Genomic DNA, 5638 nt, shown 5'->3' on the forward strand with positions numbered 1-5638 from the left:
ATTTCCCGCTGCCACGCCCGATCCGGTCATGGCCGGCCGCTATCTGGTCGAGGGGCCGGGTCATTGCGGCGAATGCCACACGCCGCGCGACCTCGCAGGTGGTACGAAAAAGAACGTGTGGCTGGCCGGTGCGGTGGCTGCCGAAGGCAGCGGCGTCGTGCCGAACATCACATCGGGCGAGGGCGGTATAGGCGATTGGTCGGAAGCCGACATCGCCAACTACCTCGAAACCGGCTTCACGCCCGATTTTGATTCCGTCGGCGGCGCCATGGTCGACGTGCAGCGAAACATGGCCGAGCTGGCGCCGCAGGACCGTGCTGCCATCGCCGCCTATCTCAAGGCGATACCCGCGCATCCAAACGGCTATCCGGCCCGCAAGAGGGCGAACTAGTCTAGATCGAGTCTGCGGATGACAGGTGGCGGTCACCGAGAAAATCGAAGCCCGTTTCGAAAAAATGGTTGTAGTTGCAGGTCAACTCTTCGCCAGGCGCGATGTCGCGCAGCGCAAAACTCTCCTCGGGTGAGGAGACGTCGCAATTAGGCTCGTCGGCATGGTTCATGTAGCGCGCGTCGTCGGCTTCGAAGACGATGTAGTTCGGATCGCGGCGGTCAGGATAGGAGTAGCGGTCGAGATAGCTCTTCACCGGGCCGGCCGCCCGCTCATAAGTCTCGACCTCGATGAGCCGATCGAACCTTGGGTCTAACTTCCAGATCAGAGTACCGCGAGGAATGTGGTTCTTGGCAAAGACGCCGATTCCCTGGATGGGTGATTTGTCGAGATAGACGTCGACGAGCAGCATAATGAACCTTTACGCGATTGGAGGCTGTCAGGCCGGGAAAAGCCGCGCACTGGGTAGCGCGCGGTCGTCGCAATTGCGAGTGAAAATGAGCGACGGGAGCTTCAAAAAGTCCTGACACCCAGCCCTCTGGAAAGGGTGCGTCGATTATCGTCCAGAGTCAGCGTTGCTGCAGCGCCAGACGGACGCCCAAAGCGCAGTAGATGCCGCCGACAACTTTGCCCTGCAATCGTAACACCGACGGATTTCGGCGCAGGAACGTGCCGAGCCGGCCAGCGCTCACGGCAAAGACGACCGTGCTGAAAAGGCCCAGTATGACGAAGATGACCCCCAACGCGGCCATCTGAAGCATCACCGATCCGTTTTCAGGCCGCACGAACTGAGGCAGAAAAGCGAGGAAGAACAGAGCGGTCTTGGGGTTGAGCACTTCGGTCAGGACAGCCTGTCGAAACGCCTTGCCGGCGGAGATCGCGAGCGCACCGGCCGCCGGGTTGGCCGGTGTTTTCTCGATGATCGCGCGAATGCCGAGATAAACCAGGTAGGCCGCGCCGATGTACTTGATGACGCTGAACAGCGTCGCCGACGCGGCGATGATCGCCGAGATGCCGATCATGGCCATGACGGTATGAAAGACGTCGCCGGCAGCGATCCCGGCGCCCGTCGCGATGCCGACCCTGGTTCCGGAACTCGTTGCCCGGGCGATCGTCAGCAGGGTGGCGGGGCCTGGAATGAAGACGAAGCCGAGCACGACCGCGATGTAGGCGATCAGGGTGGTCAGGTCGATCATTTGTTGGTTGCTCCCGTAAGCTGCGCCTTGCCCATCACTTTCAGCGCGAAGGAGTAGGTGTAGGCGATCTCTTCCAGCCGCGAAAACCGGCCGGAAGCGCCTGCATGGCCGGAATCCATATTGATCTTGAACAGAACCGGATTGTCGCCGCTCTTGCGGTCGCGCAGCCGGGCCACCCATTTGGCCGGTTCCCAATAGGTGACGCGCGGATCGGTGAGACCGGCCAGCGCCAGGATCGGCGGATAGTCGTGATCAGAGACATTGTCGTAGGGCGAATAGGCAGCGATCGTCCGATAGTCGTCGGCGGACGCGATCGGGTTGCCCCATTCGGGCCATTCCGGCGGCGTCAGTGGCAGGGTCGCATCGAGCATGGTGGTGAGCACATCGACGAAGGGAACCTCGGCGACGATGCCGCCAAAACAATCCGGCGCCATGTTGGCGACGGCACCCATCAGCATGCCGCCGGCCGAACCGCCTTGCGCGACGATACGGTCATGCGCCGTGTAACGCTCGGTGACCAGATGGCGCGCGACGGCGATGAAATCGGTGAACGTGTTCATCTTGTTCTCCCGCTTGCCGTCATCGTACCAGCCATAGCCCTTGTCCTTGCCGCCGCGAACGTGAGCAATGGCGAAGACAAAGCCGCGGTCGACCAGCGAGAACCAGTTGGTGTTGAAGGCGGCCGGCACGGTGATGCCATAGGAGCCGTAGCCGTAAAGCAGGCAAGGTGCGGATCCGTCCAGCGGCGTGTCGCGATGATGCAAAAGCGAGATCGGCACCAGTTCGCCATCGCTGGCCGGCGCCATCAGCCGCCGCGTGACATAATGGTCCGCATCATGGCCGGACGGCACTTCCTGGGTCTTCAGCAGCACCCGCTCGCGGGTGCGCATGTTATAGTCGAACACCTGCGCGGGCGTCGTCATCGACGAGTAGGAAAAGCGCATGATCTCGGTGTCGTACTCATAGGAACCCGACAGGCCGAGCGAGAAGGCCTCCTCGTCGAGGGACAGAAGATGCTCCTCGCCGCTGATACGGTCGCGCACCACAATGCGCGGCAGGCCTTCCTTGCGTTCGAGCCGGACCATGTGGTCCCTGAAGCCGATCACCGACAGGATCAGCCGGCCGGGCTCGTGCGGCACCAGTTCCTGCCAGTTGGCGCGCACGGGATCGCTCGCCGGCGCCGTCATGATCTTGAAGTCCTTGGCGCCGTCGGCATTGGTCAGGATGAAGAAGATATCGCCGCCTTCTTCCAGCTCGTATTGAAGGCCAACCTCGCGCGGCGACACCAGTTTCGGTTCGGCAAACGGATCGTCGGCGCGCATCAGGCGGTATTCCGAAGTCTCGTGATCGTTGATGCCGATCATGATCCATTCGTTGTTGCGGGTGCCGTCGACATTCATGAAGAAGCCGGGATCGGTTTCCTCATAGATCAGCCGGTCGCTGTCCGGGCTGTCGCCCAGCGCATGGAAGAGTACCTTGGACGGGCGATGGTTGGGATCGAGACGGGTGTAGAAGAAGCCGTCATTGCCTGCGTTCCAGACGCCTGAACCGCCGGTGTCGGGGATCTGGTCGGCAAGCTCCTTGCCATCGGCAAGGTCACGCACGCGAAGCGTGTAGAATTCGGAGCCCTTGTCGTCGAATGCCCATAGCAGCTTGGCGTGGTCGGCCGAATGGTCGACACCGCCAAGACGGAAATAGGCCTTGCCCGCGGCCTCCGCATCGCCGTCGAGCAGGATATGCTCGGCGCCGCCGTCGCGCGACATGCGGAAATAGCGCGGCTGCTCGCCACCAAGTTTAAAGGACGAGCCGTAGGCATAGGGCCCATCCTTCATCGGCACGGAAGAATCGTCTTCCTTGATACGGCCCTTCATCTCCTTGAAAAGCTGCTTTTGCAGTTCGACCGTGTCGGCCATCAGCTTCGACTGGTAGGCATTCTCCGCCTCGAGTTCTGCGCGGATCCCCGCATCGAGCAATGACGGGTCGCGGAACATCTCCTGCCAGTTGTCGGCCCGTAGCCAGGCATAGTCGTCGGTTCGCGTGATGCCGTGATGCGTGTCGGAAACCGGCCGCTTCTCGGGCGTTGGCGGGCTGACGATCGGAAATATGGATGTCTTGGTCATTGCATCTCGCTTTGCCAGTATCTTCAATGGGCCAGTATCTTGAAGGGCCATCTCGAATGGAGAAGTATCTTGAATGGCAAATGAACACGCCGATCAGGGCAGGTTCAAGAGCCGGAGCGTATGGGTTGTGTCGGCTCCAGGAGATGAGCCGGGAGGAGAGATGATGACTATTTGGTCTCGGACTGCTGCGGCTTTCGCCGTTGCTTCGCTAACTCTGGGCTTTGCCGGCCAGTCTCATGCGACCGTATTCGCGGCTTGGCAAGTGGCCAATGTCCCGTTCGGCGACACGCTCAATGTACGCAAATACCCTTCGGGCACATCCCAAAAGCAGGCGGGATATCCGAACGGTACCGTTCTGCAGATGACCGGGCGATGCACCGGCGGAATAAACCTGCTCGACATCGCCAACCAGCCGGCATGGAAGCAGGCACAAAAGATTCGCTATCGCTGGTGCGAAGTCTGGCATGATCCGGTCCAGAACGGCAATTTCGTCACCGGCTGGGCCTATGGCAAATACATCATCCCGCATTGATTGACGCGGCAGCAATCAGCCGATCGGTCGGATGACTGGCATGTCGCCTGATTGCTTGTGTATGACCACGGCAACCTGTGGTTTTGTGGGCAAATGCGAACAACCAATATTTCTCGAGCGATAGCCAAGCAAGATCAAACATTAAAACCCGTTTCGTGAGTTGCCACGAATGTAACGGCGATCTGACGTTGCGTCAGCTGCCGCCGACGGGAACGCGAAATATCGATAAATTACACAATGCACGAAAGATTGAAGCTGATCGCGGAACATTTGATCAATATCGTTCAATATAGCGCGAGGGGTGAATTGACTTACTTGGTCTGCACGCTCATTGATGTGCCCGCGACACGAATCGTAGAAACTCTACCTGCACAAAATTCGTGCGATGCCCTGCTTGTAAAAAAGGGCGCAGATCGATGTAACTCTTGTTGGGGACCGAAGACCATGGATATTGTCGAAACACCTTCCAGAAACAGCGATGCGCTGATCGAATTGACCGCCGATGTGGTGGCCGCCTATGTCAGCAACAATCCCGTGCCGGTCGGCGAACTGCCGAACCTGATATCCGATGTCCATGCCGCACTCGGGCGTGTGGGCGGAACCGCCGAACAGCCGCCTGCCGACAAGCAGAAGCCGGCGGTCAACCCGAAGCGGTCGGTTCATGACGACTACATCGTCTGCCTTGAAGACGGCAAGAAGTTCAAGTCGCTGAAGCGCCACCTGATGACCCACTATGACCTGACGCCGGACCAGTATCGCGAAAAGTGGAACCTCGACCCTACCTATCCGATGGTTGCACCCAACTATGCAGCTGCCCGGTCCCAACTCGCCAAGAAGATGGGTCTCGGCCGCAAGCGCAAAGCGCGGTAATTGCTGCCAGCCAGATCGGATCGACATCAACGGCGCCTTCGGGCGCCGTTTGATTTTTGCGAGCCGCGACGCGCGGATCGGGTCGGGAAGCGTCAGGCGGTCTGCTTGAGCGCTGCCTCGGCGTCGCGCTTGATGCGCTTGACCATCGAGCGAAGGCCGTTGGCGCGCTGCGGCGACAGATGTTCGTCGAGGCCGAGTTCTTTCAATGTCGCTTCCGCATCGGTCTTCTGGATTTCGCTGGCGGTCCTGCCGGAAAACAGCGCCAGCATGATCGCGACCAGCCCACGCACGATATGAGCGTCCGAATCGCCGGAGAAGGTGATGACAGGATCGGCTCCAGCTCCGCGTTCAGTGGTCAGCCAGACCTGGCTGACGCATCCCGGCACCTTGTTGGCGGGGCTGCGCTGCTCGTCCGGAAACGGCGGCAGCGCCTCGCCGAGTTCGATGACATAACGATAGCGGTCTTCCCATTCCTCGAGGAACGAGAAGTCGTCGCGGATCGTCTGGATCGTCGTGGTCATGTCTGGGATAT

Annotated in this window: 7 protein-coding genes; 3 read left to right on the forward strand and 4 right to left on the reverse strand. The window is 60.1% G+C overall.

Going from position 1 to position 5638, the window contains the following annotated elements; all coding sequences use genetic code 11:
* The coding region (locus tag EN994_RS15505; RefSeq protein WP_127307630.1) for a cytochrome c at nucleotides 1-391 on the forward strand (391 nt) is incomplete at its 5' end.
* A 1-nt stretch (nucleotide 392) separates the two neighbouring features.
* Here EN994_RS15505 and EN994_RS15510 read toward each other — a convergent pair.
* The 3 genes from EN994_RS15510 to EN994_RS15520 all read right to left on the reverse strand — a co-directional run bounded on the left by EN994_RS15510 (nucleotide 393) and on the right by EN994_RS15520 (nucleotide 3704).
* Entirely contained in the window at nucleotides 393-800 is a 408-nt protein-coding gene (locus tag EN994_RS15510) for an SET domain-containing protein-lysine N-methyltransferase (RefSeq protein WP_013532664.1), read from the reverse strand.
* Nucleotides 801-957: 157 nt separating this feature from the next.
* Entirely contained in the window at nucleotides 958-1584 is a 627-nt protein-coding gene (locus EN994_RS15515) for a LysE family translocator (RefSeq protein WP_013532663.1), read from the reverse strand.
* The gene (locus tag EN994_RS15520; RefSeq protein WP_013532662.1) at nucleotides 1581-3704 is read right to left on the reverse strand and encodes a S9 family peptidase; all 2124 of its coding nucleotides are present in this window, start codon (nucleotides 3702-3704) and stop codon (nucleotides 1581-1583) included. The genes EN994_RS15515 and EN994_RS15520 overlap by 4 nt, the downstream gene beginning before the upstream one ends.
* A gap of 160 nt (nucleotides 3705-3864) precedes the next feature.
* On the opposite strand from EN994_RS15520, the gene EN994_RS15525 reads away from it, so the two are divergent.
* Both EN994_RS15525 and EN994_RS15530 read left to right on the forward strand, forming a co-directional pair.
* On the forward strand, nucleotides 3865-4236 hold the full coding sequence (locus EN994_RS15525) for an SH3 domain-containing protein (protein WP_164745941.1): 372 nt from the start codon (nucleotides 3865-3867) through the stop codon (nucleotides 4234-4236).
* 444 nt (nucleotides 4237-4680) lie between these two features.
* Nucleotides 4681-5106, forward strand: coding sequence for a MucR family transcriptional regulator (locus tag EN994_RS15530; RefSeq protein WP_013532660.1), 426 nt, complete (start codon nucleotides 4681-4683; stop codon nucleotides 5104-5106).
* A gap of 92 nt (nucleotides 5107-5198) precedes the next feature.
* Here the strand turns inward: EN994_RS15530 and EN994_RS15535 are convergent, their stop codons facing one another.
* Complete coding sequence (locus tag EN994_RS15535; RefSeq protein WP_013532659.1) at nucleotides 5199-5627, reverse strand: SufE family protein; 429 nt, start codon at nucleotides 5625-5627, stop codon at nucleotides 5199-5201.
* Between the last annotated feature and the right edge of the window lie 11 nt (nucleotides 5628-5638).

It is taken from the genome of Mesorhizobium sp. M7A.F.Ca.CA.002.09.1.1, from assembly GCF_003998555.1.
Lineage (GTDB): Bacteria > Pseudomonadota > Alphaproteobacteria > Rhizobiales > Rhizobiaceae > Mesorhizobium > Mesorhizobium ciceri.

Excerpts from the sequence above, each read along its gene's own strand:
- EN994_RS15510 (WP_013532664.1), bottom strand. The coding sequence starts at position 800 with ATGCTGCTCGTCGACGTCTATCTCGACAAATCACCCATCCAGGGAATC.
- EN994_RS15515 (WP_013532663.1), bottom strand. The coding sequence starts at position 1,584 with ATGATCGACCTGACCACCCTGATCGCCTACATCGCGGTCGTGCTCGGC.
- EN994_RS15520 (WP_013532662.1), bottom strand. The coding sequence starts at position 3,704 with ATGACCAAGACATCCATATTTCCGATCGTCAGCCCGCCAACGCCCGAG.
- EN994_RS15525 (WP_164745941.1), top strand. The coding sequence starts at position 3,865 with ATGATGACTATTTGGTCTCGGACTGCTGCGGCTTTCGCCGTTGCTTCG.
- EN994_RS15530 (WP_013532660.1), top strand. The coding sequence starts at position 4,681 with ATGGATATTGTCGAAACACCTTCCAGAAACAGCGATGCGCTGATCGAA.
- EN994_RS15535 (WP_013532659.1), bottom strand. The coding sequence starts at position 5,627 with ATGACCACGACGATCCAGACGATCCGCGACGACTTCTCGTTCCTCGAG.